We start from the raw sequence: 16,964 nt of genomic DNA, 5'->3' as shown, positions 1-16,964 counted from the left end.
GCGACCTGGCGACCGAGTGGTCGCATGCCAACCGCTCAAGCGCCGGATTCCATTGAGCTTTCTCGGTCTTGGTCGAGTTGCGGATTGAAGCCGGCTCATCGGCACCCAAAATATGCACGGACGCTATTTGTGGGTCGGAGCAAACAAGACGATGAACATGATGAAGACGGCCATGTTGCTGGCCGCCCTGACCGCCCTTTTCATGGGCGTCGGCTATCTCGTCGGCGGTTCCGGAGGTGCCTTCATCGCCTTTCTCTTCGCCGCCGGCATGAACCTCTTTTCTTATTGGAACGCCGACAAGCTCGTCCTCAAAATGCACAATGCGCATGAGGTCGACGAGCGTTCGGCGCCCGATTTCTTCGGCATGATCCGCCAGCTTGCGGAGCGCGCGAACCTGCCCATGCCGAAAGTCTATCTCATCGACAGCGACCAGCCGAACGCCTTCGCCACCGGCCGCAATCCCGAAAATGCGGCCGTCGCGGCGACGACCGGGCTGTTGCAGCAGCTCAGCCACGAAGAGGTGGCGGGCGTGATGGCGCATGAGCTCGCCCATGTGAAGAACCGTGACACCTTGACGATGACGATCACGGCGACGCTCGCCGGTGCCATTTCGATGCTCGGCAATTTCGCCCTCTTCTTCGGCGGCTCGCGCGACAACAACTCGCCTTTCGGTTTCGTGGGCGTGCTTCTCGCCGCCCTGACGGCGCCTTTCGCCGCGATGCTCGTGCAAATGGCGATCTCGCGTACGCGCGAATATTCCGCCGACCGCGACGGGGCGGCGATCGCCGGCAACCCGCTCTGGCTCGCCTCCGCGCTCGGCAAGATCGCCGGTGCCGCCAAGCGTCGCCCGATGATGAGCGCGGAGCAAAATCCCGCTTCCGCACATCTCTTCATCATCAATCCCCTGTCGGGTGCACGCATGGACAACCTCTTCTCCACGCACCCGTCGACCGAAAACCGTATCGCGGCCTTGCAGGAGATGGCCTCCGGCGGCAGCGGGCCGGCCATTTCGCGGCAATCCTCCCGCCCCGCGGTGGAGCCGGCGCCGGCCGCACGCGGCGTTTCCGGTCCCTGGGGCTCGGCTGGGACCGGCCGCTCGAGCTCCGGCACGGTGCCGCAGACCGGCCGCAAACGCGGCGGCCCTTGGGGCTGAATTCTTCCGGCAGGCCGAGCTTCTCCCGGGAGCTGAGCTCTTCAAGCACCGAGTTCTTCAGGTGCCGCGTCCGTCCGGCGCCGAAGCCACGCGGGCGTCATGGCACCGGCTTGCAGGAGAAGCGGTAGCGACGGATGCCTGGACGCCGCTTCCCACCATCTTTTGACCATTCCTGCATGCGACATGCGGCATGAAGATTTGAACGGCGCCATCCCAGGGTGGCGCCGTCGCTTTGCGGCCTCCTTGCCGCAGAGCTGCGATGCGGCGATGGTCAAGTGGTGGTCGCGCCGTTAGGAAGACAGAATGACGACAGAGAATCGGCGAGCCGCTCATGAGCGCTGACGAAGGCGCGCGGCGCGATGTTCGCGAACCGCACAACACGCAGGAAAGCCGTGCCGCTTCAGGGGCGCGGCCGCATCGCTCAGGCGCCGGCAAGGGCCCAAGCAAGGGCGGCCCCAAGACGGGCGGCCCCAAGACGGGCGGCAAGGCGAGTGGAAGGGGCACGGCCCAGCCGGGCCCGCCGGGCCTTGCCGCACGCGACGCCGCAACCGCCATTCTCCTCAAAGTCGTGCGCGACGGCAGCCCTCTCGGTCCGCTTCTGGAGGCCGGCGGCGCGCCGGGCTTCCGCGCCCTGTCGGCGCAGGACAAGGGGCTGGTGCGGGCGATCCTCGATGCGGCGCTGCGCCACCGCGGCGCCATCGAGGATGCGATCAGAAAGCGTCTGGAACGCCCCCTCGACGAGAAAGCCCACCGCCTGTCCGCGCTTCTGCATCTCGGCGCCACGCAGGTCCTCTATCTCGACGTTCCCGATCACGCGGCGATCAATCTCGCCGTGACGGCGGCCGGCCGCGACCGGCGCACCGCCAAGACCAAGGGGCTCGTCAATTCAGTGCTCCGGCGCATCGCCCGCGAGCGCAGCGAGATTTTGGCCTCTGCGGCTTCAGTGAACGGCGCGCCCGACTGGCTGATCGCGCGCTGGGAGAAAAACTGGGGTCCGGAGCGAACCGCCGCGATCCTTGCCGCCCATGCCGACGCGCCACCGCTCGATCTGACGCCGAAATCCGATCCCGCCGAACTTGCCGAACGTCTGTCAGGCGATCTTTTGCCGAATGGCAGCGTGCGTCTCGATCGCCTGCACACCGTCTCCAAGCTCCCCGGCTATGAGACCGGGGATTGGTGGGTGCAGGATGCCGCCGCCGCAATCCCCGCGCGTCTCCTCGGGGATATCTCCGGCAAACGCGTCGCCGATCTCTGTGCCGCCCCCGGCGGCAAGACAGCGCAGCTTGTCGCAGGCGGTGCCATCGTCACCGCGGTTGAGAAATCCTCCTCACGTATGCGTCGTCTCAAAGGCAACCTTGAAAGATTGCGTCTCTCGGCGGAATTCGCCGAGGCTGACGTTTTTTCCTTCCAGCCCGCGGAATCCTTCGATTTTATCCTTCTCGACGCGCCATGCTCGGCGACCGGCACCATTCGCCGGCATCCGGATCTGCCTTGGACGAAGCGCGAAGACGAGATCGTGATGCTGCGCAAGGTGCAGCAAGATATGCTCGCGCGCGCCGCCAACTGGCTGAAACCAGGCGGGATTCTCGTCTACGCCACGTGCTCGCTGGAGCCCGAGGAAGGCGAGGAACAGGCCCACATCTTCACCAAGAGCCACGACATGTTCGAGCCGATGCCGCTTCACGCCGCGGAATTCCCCGAGCTTCAGGACTTTTGCACGCCTGAGGGTTTCTTCCGCTCACTGCCCGGCATGGCCTTTGGTGGCGATTCTCGCGGCGTCGACGGCTTCTTCGCCGCCCGCTGGCGGCGGCTAAATTGAGCGAAAAAGCAGTGGGCGCGCGGTTTCCGGGCCTCTCGCCTCGCTTGCCAAGAATCGCAAACCCCGTTACGCGCCAATAATATGGCACCCCTGGCCTCGAGCGACCGATGGAGGCTGACGCTCTCACGCGCCGAACGCGTGAGCCGCCGTCTCCGCTTGGGCACGCTCATCGGAACACCCGCTTTCATTGGCGGCGGCGGCAGATCACAGCTTTTGATTGCCCCGCCCGACCTCAGAACCGCCGATCCGACGATCGCGGAGGAGGTCTATTCAGGCCGATTTTCATTTGCAGGGCAATGGGTTGAGACGAAGGGGAAATCGCCCTTCGAAATGATCCCGCCAAGTTCGGACTGGGCCGAAGAGCTGCACGGTTTCGGCTGGCTGCGGCACCTGAAGGCGGCCGCGACGCCGGTTGCCCGCTCCAATGCGCAAGTCATCGTGCATGATTGGATGAGTGCCGAAAGGCGCCATCATGCCGTCGCCTGGGAACCTCCGGTGGCAGCACGGCGCACCATGTCGCTTCTGTCGCAATCGGCATTGGTTCTGGAAGGCGCGGACCACGATTTCTACCGCCTTTACGTGCGTTCCATGCTGCGCCACGCGCATTTCCTGCGCAAATCCTTCTATGCCGCCGAGCCAGGCCTGCCGCGCCTGCAGGTGGCGATTGCGCTTGCCATGGCCGGGCTTTGCCTGTCGCGCCAGGAACGTCTCGCCAAACGCGGCCTGGAGCGGGTCAGTCATGAGATTGGCGCGCAGTTCCTGCCCGATGGCGGCCATATCTCCCGCTCTCCGGCCGCTATTCTTGAAGCGCTTCTCGACCTTCTGCCACTCCGTCAGACGGTGGTCGCGCGCGGCCAGCACCCCCCAGAAGCGATCTTGGGCGCGATCGACCGCGCCATGCCGATGCTGCGCTTCTTCCGCCATGCCGACGGTGCCTTTGCCCAGTTCAACGGCGCCTCGGCGGGCGGTCGCGATCAGCTCTCCACCGTGCTCGCCTATGACGAGGCGCTCGGCAAACCCGTCGCCTCCGCCCCCTATTCGGCCTTCGAACGTCTGGAAGCGGGCGAGGCGGCATTGATCGTTGATGCGGGTCCGCCACCGCCGCTCGCCTTCAGTGCCGAAGCACATGCCGGCACCCTCGCCTTCGAATTTTCCCACAATGGCCAGCGCCTCATCATCAATTGCGGAGCACCCCGCGCCCGCTACGAGGCCCTGAGACGCGCCGCACGGCTGACGGCGGCGCATTCCACCGCAACGCTCGCCGATATGTCCTCGAGCCGTCTAGAGGCTGAAGGCGAGCGTGTCCTCCTCGTCAGCGGTCCGAAGCGCGTAGAGCGGAACCGTCGGCAGGAAAAAGACGGCACGATTCTTCTCGAACTATCCCATGACGGCTACGTAAAGACGCTGGGTTTCGTGCATCGCCGTCAACTTGTCTTGGCCGGCGGCGGTCTTGTTCTGGAAGGGCGTGACCTCTTTGAGGGCAACGGTTCGGAGCGAACGCCCTTCGACATCCGCTTTCATTTGGAGCCGAGCGTCGGGGTCGAAGTGCCCGAAGACTCGGACATGCCGCCGCATATCGATCTCGTCCTCTCCGATGGGGCCGTGTGGCGCTTCACGGCCGATCAACCGCTGGCTCTTGAAGAAAGCACGATTTTTTCTCTTTCGAGAGGGTCGGGCCGCAGTCTGCAGATTGTGGTGAGCGGCGAGGTGGGCGATGCACGCGCCGTTGCCTGGAGACTTGCGCGCCTCGCCTGAGGGATTAAGACCGGACGCTCTTCCATTCTTCGCGACGTCCCCGAGGCTCACCATGTCGGTTTCTTCCAAAAAGGGCTCTTCCGGTCCTGAACGCGTTGTCGTCAAGCGCGCCCTTATTTCCCTGTCCGATAAGACCGGAGCGGTCGAGTTCGCCAAGGCGCTCGTTGCAGCCGGCGCGGAAATCTTGTCGACCGGCGGCACGGCCCGGGCGCTCAAAGAGGCTGGACTGCCGGTCAAGGACGTGAGCGAGGTGACCGGTTTTCCGGAAATCATGGATGGGCGCGTAAAGACGCTGCATCCCGCAGTCCACGGCGGCATTCTTGCGATCCGCGACGACGCCGAGCACCAGGCCGCAATGCAGGAACATGGGATTGGGCCGATCGATCTCGTCGCGATCAACCTTTATCCGTTCGAAGAGACGGCTGCCAAGAGCAGCGACCCGCTCGAGATCATCGAAAATATCGACATCGGCGGACCCGCAATGATCCGCGCCGCGGCCAAGAACGCCGCTTTCGTCGCTGTCGTGACCGACCCGGCCGATTATCGGCGCGTCGCAGAAGCCGTTGCCGCCGGCGGCGTTGACAAGACACTACGCCGCGAGCTTGCCGCAAAAGCCTTTGCGCGCACCGGCGCCTATGACGCGGCCATCTCCAGCTGGTTCGCCGAGCAGTCGGAAACGCAGTTCCCGGAACGGATGGTGTTTGCTGGGACGCGCGCATCGGAGCTCCGCTACGGCGAAAACCCGCATCAGAAGGCGGCGCTTTATTCGACCGACAAGAGCAAGCCAGGTGCTGCGAATGCCTGCCTCGTCAACGGCAAGCCGCTTTCCTACAACAATTTGAGCGACGCTGACGCTGCCTTCCAGCTCGCCGCCGATCTCGACCCGGAAAGGCCGGCGATCGCCATCATCAAGCACGCCAATCCCTGTGGCGTCGCCATCGCCGACACGCTGGCGGAAGCTCATGCCAAAGCGCTGATGTGCGACCCAGTCTCCGCCTATGGCGGCGTCGTAGCCGCGAACCGGCAGCTCGACGAGGCGGCAGCCAAGGCCATCACAGCTCTCTTTACAGAGGTTGTCATCGCGCCTGACGCCGACGAGGAGGCGCTCAAAGTCCTCAAGGCGAAGGCCAATCTCCGGGTCCTCCTGACGGGCTCCGCCATGCCGGCGACAGGCATGATGGTGAAGTCGATTGCCGGCGGTCTTTTGGTCCAGGAGATCGACGCCGCGCAGGTCAAGCTGGCGGATCTCAAAGTGGTGACGAAACGCGAACCGACCGAACAGGAACTCGCCGATCTCATCTTCGCCTTCCGCATCTGCAAGCATGTGAAGTCGAATGCGATTGTCTATGCGAAGGACGGAGCCGCGGTCGGCATCGGCGCCGGCCAGATGAGCCGCGTCGATTCTGCCCGCATTGCCGCCTGGAAGGCGCAGGAAGCGACCCGCGCCGCCGGGCTCGAAGATGCCTTGACGCGCGGCTCCGTCGTCGCCTCGGATGCATTTTTCCCATTTGCTGACGGCCTTCTCGCAGCCGCGGAAGCCGGTGCAACGGCCGTGATTCAGCCGGGCGGATCACTGCGCGACCAGGAGGTGATCGACGCCGCCGACGAGGCAGGCCTTGCTATGGTGTTCACGGGGCTGCGCCACTTCCGGCATTGATCACCGACAACGGCAGGCAGAACGTAAAGAAAGCAGGCGGGTCCCGCGAGCCGCCTGCAACGGCGAAAATCGACTCCGCCTCAGGCTCGCCGCACGGCAAGTTGATGCTATCCGGCGGCGGCGACGGTATCCTGGAGTGCCTCTTGCGCCGCCCTCAAGGCGTTGTCGATATGCGCTTCCGTAAGGTGCCGGGCTCTCACGGCATCCTTCTGCAAAAGCGCATCGGCAATTTCGGAAAGCTCGCCCACCATCTGTGCCGTCCGTCCCGGACGTGACAGCGACGTCCCGCGCAAGAGCCGGATGCGGCCGTGCAGGTTGCGTAGCATTTCCTGCAACACCTTGTTTCCAGATCCTACAGAGAGTGCCGCATAGAAGCGGTTCTTGGCGTCGAGAAGCCCTTCGGTATCGTCCGCAGCGAATGTGGTGTGCAGGTCTGAGATGATGCGCTGCAGTTCCACGCGCTCTTTCTCGCCCGCAGTTGAAGCAAAAAGCGAGGCCGCCAACCCCTCGACCTCTCGTCGAACCACGTAGATCTGCATCGCCTCTTCCGCCGTCAGCACGGTTACGGCAATCCCGCCGCGCGGGAGCGGGCGCACAAGTCCATCTGACTCCAGCGCTCGGAGCGCTTCGCGAACCAACGGACGGCTCACTTCGAGGGTTTCACAGATCTCTCGTTCGATCAGCCGATGACCTGGCAGCAAGTCACCCTTTTCGATCGCTCGACGGAGAAACTCCTCCGCCTGTCCCCGAACGGGAGCGACGACGCGCTGGATTCTGCTCACGACTTCATCACCTCGCTTGCAATCTGTGCAGCAAAGTACACGTCATCGAACGTTATGTCATCTTGTCTGACAAACAGTTTGACAATCAATTTGAGATCGTCTCCATTTGCACAAAAGATACAAAACTCGTCTTAGAGGATGACAGGATGAGCTCGGCTCCCTCAAGCCCCTCAACGGCAGCGACGCAGTCGCGGCCGAAGTCCGGGCAGCGCAAATCGGTGCTGTCACGGGACACGATGATCAGGATCATCACCGCGGTGATCCTGATTGGTGCGTGGGAAATTTTCGGTCGCTACGGCAACCCCCTCTTGGTCGCCGTGCCCAGCGACGTTCTTGCCGCCACCTACGCACTCGCAGCCGATGGCGAACTATTCACCGCCACGGCGCAATCCATGTCGAGTTTTGCCGTTGGCTTCACGATCGCAGCTGTGCTTGGCGTGATGATTGGCGTCGCAATGGGACTGAATCGGACGACGGAGATCGTCCTCGATCCTTACATCAACGCGCTCTACTCGATGCCACTCATCGCGCTCGTTCCTTTGCTCATGCTCTGGGTCGGCGTCGGCTTTCTGTCGAAAGTGGTGATCGTCGCGCTCTTCTCGATTTTTCCCGTGATCATCAACACCTTGTCGGGCGTGCGCAACGTCGAGAAGAGTTACCTCGACATCGGCAAGGCGTTTGGAGCGGGGCGCTGGATGACCTTCCGTCGAATCATCATGCCCTCCGCGGTGCCCTACATCGCCTCAGGAATGCGCCTCGCTGTGAGTCGCGGCATCATCGCGATGGTCATTGCGGAGTTTCTGACGTCGATCGCCGGGCTCGGCGGTCTGATCATCAACTACACCAACCAGTTCGAGACGGCGAAGGCGTTCGTCCCGGTCTTCCTCCTGGCCATTATCGGCAACATCCTGACCTTCGCCGTCAAATGGCTGGAGGAGCGTCTCGGCTCGTGGCGGTAGCGCCCGGGCCGAATGCGCCACAAGCAACAAGAGGAACAGACAGCATGAAATATACGCTCGGTTGGGCAAGGTCACTCGCCTTGTCCGCAACGCTCGCGGCGGGATTTATGGGAGCCACGGCGGCAAACGCAGCAGACACGGTTCGGCTGACCCTCCCCGCCAAGATGTTCTTGAACCTGGTCGAATTCGTCGCTCAGGATAAAGGCTTCTACACGGACCAGGATCTCGATGTGGAATTCACACATATCGCCGACAGCTCCGTCCCCATCCGCACGCTGATCGCCGGATCGACCGACATCATCGAGGCCGGCATGTCGGAGACCCTCGTTGCGGCGGCCAAGGGCGCCAAAGTCAAAACCGTCGGGGGCGTTCACAATGGCCTTCACTATGCCTTCTGGGTCCGGCCGGGAGCCGGGGTGGAGAGCATCAAAGACCTTCCGGGCAAGAACGTTGCTATTTCGAGCCCCGGATCACTGCCGCACGTCGTGACCCTCGCTTTGCTGCACAAAGCAGGAGTGACCGATGAGCAGATCGACACCATCAACTGGGTCTCGTTCAAAGGGTCGAGCGCACGACTTAATGCCGTGATTTCCGGCTCCGTCGACGCCACCGTCGCCTCGTTTTCGCCCGAGGTCGAACGCAGTGGCAAGGCCGAGCTTCTCTCCATCGTCGGCAAAGATCTGCCCGATTACGTCATGATCCCTTGGGACACCAGCGACGACATGATCGAGAACAGACGCGACGTCCTCAAACGCTTCATCAAGGCGGAACTGCTCGCGGCCCGCTTCGTCTTCGACAACAAGGATGAGGCGCTCGCCGTCGCCAAGCAGCATTTTGACTATTCCGACGAAGACCTTGATGCCTTCTACAAATTCTACACTGAAGGGGGCATCTGGGATCCGAACGGCCTGATCAGCGACAATGCGGCCGAATACATGCAGCAGCTGAACGTCGACACGGGCCTGCAAGCCGAAGTGCTGCCGGCCGATCGCGTCGTCGACCAATCGGTGACGCAAGAGGTCCTCGAGGACATTGGGCGCTACGAGCGCTGAACACCGAATACCCGAAGGGCGGAACAAGCCGCCCTTCGGGGACTACGGAGATATACTCAATGGCCGTTCTTTCGATCGCGAACCTCTCCAAAACCTTTCTCGACCGCCGCGGCAACGAGGTGGAAGCCCTGTCCGGCTTCGATCTGACCGTACAGCCTGGCGAGTTCATCACCGTCGTGGGCCCCAGTGGCTGCGGAAAGACGACGATGCTGCGCATCGTACAGGGGCTGGAAGACCGCTCCGGCGGCTCGATCAAGCTGGACGAGCGCGAAATCACCGGACCGGGGCCGGAGCGCGGCTTTGTCTTCCAGCAATACGGTCTCCTGCCGTGGATGACCGCAAGCCAGAACATCGCCTTCGCCCTGGACGCACGTGGCGTTCCCCGCAATGAACACGAGGATCGGATCGCCAACACGTTGCAAACGGTCGGCCTTTCGAAGTTCCGCAATCACTATCCTCGTCAGATGTCTGGAGGCATGCAGCAGCGCGTCGGAATCGCCCGAGCGCTGGCGATCGACCCCGACATCCTCCTCCTCGACGAACCGTTCGGCGCCCTGGATGCTCTGACACGCGAAGTCCTTCAGGAAGAGATGCTGACCTTGTCTGAGACGATGCAGAAGACCGTTCTCTTCGTCACGCATTCGATCGACGAGGCAATCATGCTCGCTGACAGGGTCGTCGTCATGTCGGCGCGTCCGGGTCGCATCGAAAACGTCATCCACGTCGACATCGAACGGCCGCGTGCCGGACGCGCCGAAGAGATCCGCGAAAGCCGCAAATTCGCTGAATACAGACGTGTGCTCTGGGATCTGCTCATGGAAAAGAAAGAAGCCGCCTGATGCCGACAGCCCAGGAGAGCGCAATCGTTCGAGACCACGAATGGCAATACAACCCCCGCGTCTCGACAGAGGACGTGGAGGCTTACCATTCGCGCGCCGAAGTTCTGAGCGAAGAGGCACGTAGCAGCCAGCCCGATTATCTCGCCGACGTTTCCTATGGCGAGGGGAATGACGAAACGGTCGACATCTTCCCGGCCGGTCCAGGTACTCCTCTTCACCTCTTCCTGCACGGCGGCTATTGGCGCGGACGTGACAAGCGCGACTACAGCTTTCTCGCACAGCCCTTTGTTCGCTCTGGCATCTCCCTCGTCATCGCCAATTACAGCCTCTGCCCAAGGGTGGAGCTGCGGGAGATCGTCGAACAAACGACGAGATGCCTCGCGGCTCTGCCGTCCCTTGCCGAGAAGGTCGACGCCGACAAGACCCGCATCACCGCCTCAGGCCACAGCGCCGGAGCCCACCTTCTCGCCTGCGCGCTGGCCACATCGGAAGGCCCTACGCCCGGAGGTCTTGCGGCGGCGGCGCTGATAAGCGGCATCTATGAACTCCAACCGGTACTTGAGATCACCGTCAACGAGGCGATCCGGCTGCGCCCCGAACAGGTCGCATCGGTCAGCCCGCTAAGAATGCGGCCAAGGACAGATGTCGCCCTCGACATCATCGTCGGAAGCGCTGAGAGCCCGGGCTGGATCGCACAATCGGCACTGTTCGCCGAACATTGTCAGAAGGCTGGTGCCAGCGCCGAATTCCACGTCGAGCCGGGCGCAAATCACTTCTCCATCATGGAGAGATACAACAACGAGCGCGAACTCCTCTTCGAACGCCTCCGAAAGCTCGCCCTCGTCGCCTGACTGGCAAACCAAACAAGCAAGGAAGACACATGCGTCTCGTCAACGAAACGCAGGCGCGCACCTGCGTCACCCTGGAGAACGCCATTGAAGCCGTCGCAGCGGCCTTCCGTGATGTGGCGGAGGGCTCTGCGCGAAATCTGCCTGTCGTGCGGGAGCGACTGGCGAGTGGGCTCGGCACCTTCGGCGTAAAATCCGGCGAGATCGACAGGTTCGCGCTGGTGGGGCTAAAGGCCGGCGGCTATTGGCCGGGCAACGCAGCCAAGAGCGATTTGACGAACCATCAATCGACGACACTCTTGTTCGATGCTGCAAGCGGCAAAGCCCTCGCCTGCGTGGAAGCCAATTGGCTGACGGAGGCTCGCACCGCCGCAGCCGGCGCTGTAGCGATCCGGGCCTTGTCACGCCCCAACAGCACGGATCTTGGCATTCTCGGCACCGGCATGCAGGCCCGAAGCCAGATCGAAGCCGCCATGACGGTACGCAACATCAAAAAGGTGCGCATCTGGGGACCCGAAGATCGTCAGGCAAACGCCCTCGCAGAGGTTCTTTCCGAGGCTCATCCGCAAATCGAGATCATCGTTGCTGAACGCGAAGACACCGTGCGCAGCTCCGACATTTTGATCACCGTCACGCCGTCACAAGCCGAGCTGTTTCCAGAAGACTGGTCACCCGCCGGTCAGCATATCAACGCCATGGGCGCCGACACGGCCGGCAAGCAGGAGCTTCCCGTGTCCTTGCTCGCTCGATCGCGCCTCTTCTACGACGACCTCGTTCAGTCTGCAACGCTCGGCGAGTTCCAGCGTATCGACCTGAAATCCGGCACTGCCTCATCACTTCTCGACGTCCTGGCCGGCAAGGCCGTGGGACGCGAAAGCGAAGACGAGCGGACGATTTTCGACAGCACCGGAATTGCGGTTCAGGACCTCGCGGTCGCGCAGCTCGCTCTGTCGGAAACGGTGTAGCCTCAATCTGAAATTAGCGGAGGCAGCGCGGCAAGACGTGCCGCGCTGCCCCCCATCAGTGGCTTTCGGCAAAACCTGATGTCTTCGACATCTGTTGTTCCGCAAGCTCGGCAAGGAGGCTCGCCGCGACGGTGGCCTTGGCCGTCGTCGCACGGCCATCGGCGAGGATCGCGGCAACACGGTTTGCGGTCGCGCTGACATTGCGGCCATATTCCTCTTCCCAGGCGGAGACGTCCGGGAACCCGCCATTAGCATAGGAGAGAACGTCGAGGGCGAGCACCCGATGCGCAGAGGCGAGCTGATCGCGCGCCTTCTCAGTCGCCAGATTCTCGTAATAATCAGGGCTTTCGACAGCGAGGATCATCGCCTCAAGCCTGGAGAAGCAGAAGCGATCGGCAACCTCGAAATAGGCCGCCGCGGCCGCCTCGATCGGCCGTCCGCAGCGCTCCGCGATAAGTGCCACATCGATCGCATTGGCAAGTTCGGGAAGGATGGCGAGCTCCTCGGCAAGCTCGTCGGGGACCTGCGCCTCGACGAGCCAGGCTTTGCGCGATTTGACCGCATTTGCGGCGAATTCCGGCAGGAGGTCGGGCAGCAATTGCCGCAGCGCCTCCAGCGTCTCCTGAAAACGCTCGACCACTGCACCAATGCCGGACCGGAGATCGACATTGCGCAGGAACCAGCCGATGCGGTCGAGAAGAACATCCTGCACCCGCAGATAGAGCTCAAGCTGCAGCTGGCCGCCGATCTTATTATCGAGGGCTTCGAGCTCCGCATGCAGACGCTGCATGGAGAAGGCATCGCGAACGGCCGTGTAAGCGCGGGTGATGTCCGCTGGCGTCGCGCCGGTGCGGTCACGCAGCCGAACGATCGCGGTGGGCCCGCCGCGGTTGATGAGCGAATTGGCGAGCTGGGTGGCGATGATCTCCCGCCTCAGTCGATGGCCGGCAATCTCATCGCCGAACCGCTCCTGCATGTTCTCCGGGAAATACCGAAAGAGTTCGCGCGCAAGATATTCATCGTCGGGGATGTCGCTTGCCACGAGCTCATCGAAGAGAACGATCTTAGCATAGGACAAGAGGACGCCAATCTCCGCCCGGGTCAGCGGCTGGCGCTGTGCCTGCCGCTCCGACAGCGTGGAATTGTCCGGCAAGACTTCCACCGCCCGGTCGAGCCGACCCGCCGCTTCAAGTTCGTTCATGAAACGCGCCTGATTGGCGAGGGCGTCGAGGCCACGCATCTGTTCTAGACTGATGGCCAGTGTCTGTTGGATATTGTTGCGCAGGACGAGGTCGGCGACCTGGTCGGTCATCGCGGAAAGGCAGCGGTTGCGCTCCTCCAGCTCCAGCTTGCCCGACCTCAGTGAGGGTGCCAGCGCGATCTTGATATTGACCTCAAGGTCGGAGGAGTTGACGCCGCCGGAATTGTCGATCGCGTCGGAATTGCAGCGTCCGCCACGCAGGCCGTAATCGACACGCGCCTGCGGTGTCATACCGAGATTGGCACCTTCCCCGACGGCCCTTGCACCAAGCTCTGCGGAGGTGACACGAATCTGATCGTTCGCCTTGTCGCCCACGTCGGCATCGCTCTCGTGCGGCGCCCGCACATAAGTGCCAATGCCGCCGAACCAGAGAAGATCCACCGGAGCCTTCAAGATCGCCCGGATCACCTCGTTGGGCCTTGCGGATGTGCCCGAAAGCCCAAGAAGTGCGCAGATCTCAGGGGATAGCGGCACAGTTTTGTCGTGGCGCGAGAAAACGCCACCCCCCTTGGAGATAAGGCTCTCGTTGTAATCCTTCCAAGAAGAACGCGGCATTTCGAACAGCCGTTGACGCTCCTTGAAGCTCACCTCAAGGTCCGGATCGGGATCGATGAAGATGTCACGGTGGTCGAAAGCGGCAACGAGGCGAATTGCCGGCGACAAAAGCATGCCATTGCCGAAGACATCCCCCGACATGTCGCCAACGCCCGCAACCGTGAAAGGCTCGCTCTGGATATCGTGGTCAATCTCGCGGAAATGTCGCTTCACCGCCTCCCACGCGCCGCGGGCGGTAATCCCCATTTCCTTGTGATCGTAACCAGCCGAACCGCCTGAGGCAAAGGCATCGCCGAGCCAAAAGCCATGCGCTTCGGAGACGGCATTGGCGGTGTCCGAGAAGGTTGCCGTGCCCTTGTCGGCGGCAACGACAAGATAGGGATCGTCCTCGTCATGACGCACGACGTCTTCGGGCGGAATGACCTCGTCACCCTCAAGATCGTCGGTGAGCGCAAGCATCCGATCGACGAAGGCGACATAAGCGTCGCGCCCCGCTTCGAAGATTTCCTCACGGCTACCCTCCGAGGGCAGCAACCTTGGAAAGAAGCCACCTTTCGCTCCAACCGGCACGATAACCGCGTTCTTCACCTGCTGTGCCTTGACGAGACCGAGAACCTCGACGCGAAAATCCTGCGGCCGATCCGACCATCTGAGCCCACCGCGCGCGACGGGTCCGAACCGCATATGCACGCCTTCCACCTGTGGCGAATGCACAAAAATCTCCCGGAACGGCCGTGGCGGCGTGAGGAAGGCGAGGTCACGCGGCTTGAGCTTGATAGTGATGGCAAGCGGCGGCGCACCTTCGGCATCCGTCTGGAAATAGTCGGTGCGCTTGGTCGCGAGAATGACAGCCCTGTAGGCACGCAAGATCGTGTCCTCATCGAGACTGTCTACCCTGTCGAGCGGCCCGTCTAGCGCCTTTTCAGCATCAGCTTCTGCGGCCTCACGATCCTCGATCGCGGGATCGAAGCGAGCCCGGAAACGCTCCACGAGAAAGCGTGCCAAAAGTGCGTTACGGCCGAGCGTGTGCCAAATGTAATCGAGTGAATAAGGAAGCTGTGTCTGCCGCAGATAGCGCCCTATCGTGCGCAGGAGCGCGGCCTCACGCCAGGTGATGCCGGCGGAGAGAACGAGCGCGTTGAAGCCGTCATTGTCGGCGCGTCCGGCCCAGACGGCACTGATCGCATCCTGCAGCCGAGAAGCGGCATCGCCGACCGGATCGACCTCGCCCGAACCCGCCTCATCCTTGGCGGCAAGCGTCATGTCATGGATGTAGACGGCCTGGCCGGTTGCCGGGCGAACCAGATATGTGCGCTCGTTGACGACGGCGAAGCCGAGATTTTCCAGAAGGGGCACACGCCGCGACAACGGGATCGGCGCGTCGAGATGATGAAAGCGCAAGGCCGTGCGCTTCAATCCGCCAGCGATGCGCCGGTGAAAATGCGCTGCAATCACCGACCGGTCGGTGAGCTCACGACCGATCCGGATGTCTTCGACCGCATCCTGCGGCGTGAAGGCCGCCTGATATTCGCGGCCGAAGGCCTCCCGATACTCTGCAAAGAGCTCCGTTCGCTGGGGAAATGCATTGGCGAGCGCCTCGCGTAGGCCGTCTTCGAAGGTGCGGGTAATGGTTCGAATGCGCGCTTCGACCTCACCCTGATCTGGATCCACGGGAGCCGTTTCGGGATCGCGGGCCTCGCGTGCGACAATGAAATGCACGCGAGCGAGATGGCCCTCCGGGAAAGCCGGATAAGCCGCTGAGATCCGCCCGTCATACATCTCCGCCAGCGCATCGCCGATCTTAGCGCGAATATCAGAGGAATAATGGTCTCTAGGCACATAGACGAGGACAGAGACGAAGCGGCCGAATTTGTCGGCCCGGCTGAGCGCGCGCACGCGCGGACGCTCCTGCAGATGCAGGACGGCCATTGCCTGATCGTAGAGCGTAGAGAGATCCGCCTGGAAAAGCTCGGTGCGCGGAAAACTCTCCAGGATATTGAGAAGCGTGCGGCCGGAATGGCTGAAGGGATCGAAGCCGGCGCGCTTCAGGATCTGGTCGACCTTGCGCCGGATATAGGGGATCGACTGGACGGAGCGGGTGAATGCGCTCGAGGTGAACAGGCCGACGACGCGTAATTCCCCCGTAACGCGGTTGTTGTCGTCGAAAATCTTGACGCCGATATAGTCCATATGGTCACGGCGATGCACGCGCGAGCGGACATTGGCTTTCATTATGATGAGCGGCTCCGGGCTCATCAGAAATTCCTGGATCTGTGGCGTCATCGTGACGAGTTCGGCGCCGCGGCGCAGAACTTTCACCTCAGGGTCGCGCAACAAGCCAAGCCCCTCCCCATGGGCATGATCGAGTGCGCCGCCCGAATCCTGCTCGTAGGTGAACTCGCGCGTGCCCAGAAAAGTGAAATTGTCGTCCTCGAGCCATTCCAGAAGGGCGATCGCCTCTTCCAGTTCGTCCTCATCAAGCTCGGGCGGGTCAACGCGGTAGTCGCGGATCGCCATGCGCAACCGGTCGCGCATGGCACGCCAGTCTTCGGTCGAGACCCGCACCTCCTGCAGAAGGCTCTTCAAAGACGCTTCGAGCTCGCTCTTAGCCGCCTCATCGGGCAGACGCGCGATCTCGATATGCAGAAAACTCTCCCGATTCGGACGGCCCTTCGATTCCGCGCCCGCCGCTGCAAACTGCGTCAGGCGTCCAGCCTCGTCGCGCGACACTTCGAAGATCGGATGCAGGACGAGATAGATCGGCTGTCCCGCCGCCTGGATCTCGCCGAGAACGGAATCGAAGATGAACGGCCGGTTCTTGCCGACAATATCGATCGCGGTGACCGGGCGACCACGCTCGTCCGCCGCCTCAATGTCCCTGAGGCTAACCTTCGGCACGTCTGGGTCGCGCTGGGCGATGAAGGCGAAGGCGGCCTTGGCAATACCCGCTAGGCTTTCGGCCGGATAGACGGCGATATCCTCACCGGCTGCATGAGCAAAAAAGATCCCGGCGAAGCGTTTGAGCGGTGCAGCGTCCATGCCCGCCTCTTCGGCCTCTGCCTCAAGCCTCGCTGTGGCCTCTTCGATGCGTTTCTTCTTTTCCGGCTCGTAGCGGTCGGGCATTGGGTCTCCTCGCCTCTTCTTTCAGCCGCCTGACGCACGAAACGGACGCAAATAGCGCCCTTTCTCGCAGCGGCCGCCTATCTCTGAGGCAAGACATGCACCCCGACCGGCATCCGGCAAGAGCCAAATGCTGCGTGCCGCAATCGTTATTGACCGACGGCCCGCATAGGTCCCGAAAAAGCGATGAAAACAAACC

General features: G+C 62.4%; 11 protein-coding genes. 9 read left to right on the top strand and 2 right to left on the bottom strand.

What is annotated here, in order from left to right; genetic code table 11:
* Positions 1-151: 151 nt before the first annotated feature.
* The 4 genes from htpX to purH all read left to right on the top strand — a co-directional run bounded on the left by htpX (position 152) and on the right by purH (position 6,384).
* Positions 152-1,153 carry a zinc metalloprotease HtpX gene (gene htpX / locus J2R99_RS07090; RefSeq protein WP_307153741.1) on the top strand — a complete coding sequence of 334 codons (1,002 nt, stop codon included), beginning with the start codon at positions 152-154 and terminating at the stop codon, positions 1,151-1,153.
* Between the two features lie 331 nt (positions 1,154-1,484).
* Positions 1,485-2,972, top strand: coding sequence for an RsmB/NOP family class I SAM-dependent RNA methyltransferase (locus tag J2R99_RS07085; RefSeq protein WP_307153740.1), 1,488 nt, complete (start codon positions 1,485-1,487; stop codon positions 2,970-2,972).
* A gap of 138 nt (positions 2,973-3,110) precedes the next feature.
* Positions 3,111-4,727 carry a heparinase II/III family protein gene (locus J2R99_RS07080; RefSeq protein ID WP_307153739.1) on the top strand — a complete coding sequence of 539 codons (1,617 nt, stop codon included), beginning with the start codon at positions 3,111-3,113 and terminating at the stop codon, positions 4,725-4,727.
* Positions 4,728-4,779: 52 nt separating this feature from the next.
* On the top strand, positions 4,780-6,384 hold the full coding sequence (gene purH / locus J2R99_RS07075) for a bifunctional phosphoribosylaminoimidazolecarboxamide formyltransferase/IMP cyclohydrolase (protein ID WP_307153738.1): 1,605 nt from the start codon (positions 4,780-4,782) through the stop codon (positions 6,382-6,384).
* A 107-nt stretch (positions 6,385-6,491) separates the two neighbouring features.
* On the opposite strand, the gene J2R99_RS07070 is transcribed toward purH, so the two are convergent.
* The gene (locus J2R99_RS07070; RefSeq protein WP_307153737.1) at positions 6,492-7,166 is read right to left on the bottom strand and encodes a GntR family transcriptional regulator; all 675 of its coding nucleotides are present in this window, start codon (positions 7,164-7,166) and stop codon (positions 6,492-6,494) included.
* Between the two features lie 146 nt (positions 7,167-7,312).
* Here J2R99_RS07070 and J2R99_RS07065 point away from each other — a divergent pair, with 146 nt between their 5' ends.
* Genes J2R99_RS07065 through J2R99_RS07045 form a run of 5 tightly spaced genes read left to right on the top strand, consistent with a single transcriptional unit; the run spans position 7,313 to position 11,829 of the window.
* Positions 7,313-8,125, top strand: coding sequence for an ABC transporter permease (locus tag J2R99_RS07065; RefSeq protein WP_307153736.1), 813 nt, complete (start codon positions 7,313-7,315; stop codon positions 8,123-8,125).
* Between the two features lie 44 nt (positions 8,126-8,169).
* Positions 8,170-9,177 carry an ABC transporter substrate-binding protein gene (locus J2R99_RS07060; protein WP_307153735.1) on the top strand — a complete coding sequence of 336 codons (1,008 nt, stop codon included), beginning with the start codon at positions 8,170-8,172 and terminating at the stop codon, positions 9,175-9,177.
* Between the two features lie 59 nt (positions 9,178-9,236).
* Positions 9,237-10,016, top strand: coding sequence for an ABC transporter ATP-binding protein (locus J2R99_RS07055; RefSeq protein WP_307153734.1), 780 nt, complete (start codon positions 9,237-9,239; stop codon positions 10,014-10,016).
* On the top strand, positions 10,016-10,867 hold the full coding sequence (locus J2R99_RS07050; RefSeq protein ID WP_307153733.1) for an alpha/beta hydrolase: 852 nt from the start codon (positions 10,016-10,018) through the stop codon (positions 10,865-10,867). The genes J2R99_RS07055 and J2R99_RS07050 overlap by 1 nt, the downstream gene beginning before the upstream one ends.
* A gap of 29 nt (positions 10,868-10,896) precedes the next feature.
* Positions 10,897-11,829: an ornithine cyclodeaminase family protein gene (locus J2R99_RS07045; protein ID WP_307153732.1), complete on the top strand. Its 933-nt coding sequence runs from the start codon at positions 10,897-10,899 to the stop codon at positions 11,827-11,829.
* A gap of 55 nt (positions 11,830-11,884) precedes the next feature.
* On the opposite strand, the gene J2R99_RS07040 is transcribed toward J2R99_RS07045, so the two are convergent.
* Complete coding sequence (locus tag J2R99_RS07040; RefSeq protein ID WP_307153731.1) at positions 11,885-16,768, bottom strand: NAD-glutamate dehydrogenase; 4,884 nt, start codon at positions 16,766-16,768, stop codon at positions 11,885-11,887.
* Positions 16,769-16,964: the final 196 nt, after the last annotated feature.

Source organism: Rhodopseudomonas julia (assembly GCF_030813515.1).
GTDB lineage: Bacteria > Pseudomonadota > Alphaproteobacteria > Rhizobiales > Afifellaceae > Afifella > Afifella julia.
The sequence above is the reverse complement of the archived record's forward strand: the minus strand, read 5'-3'. Positions and strand labels throughout refer to the sequence as shown.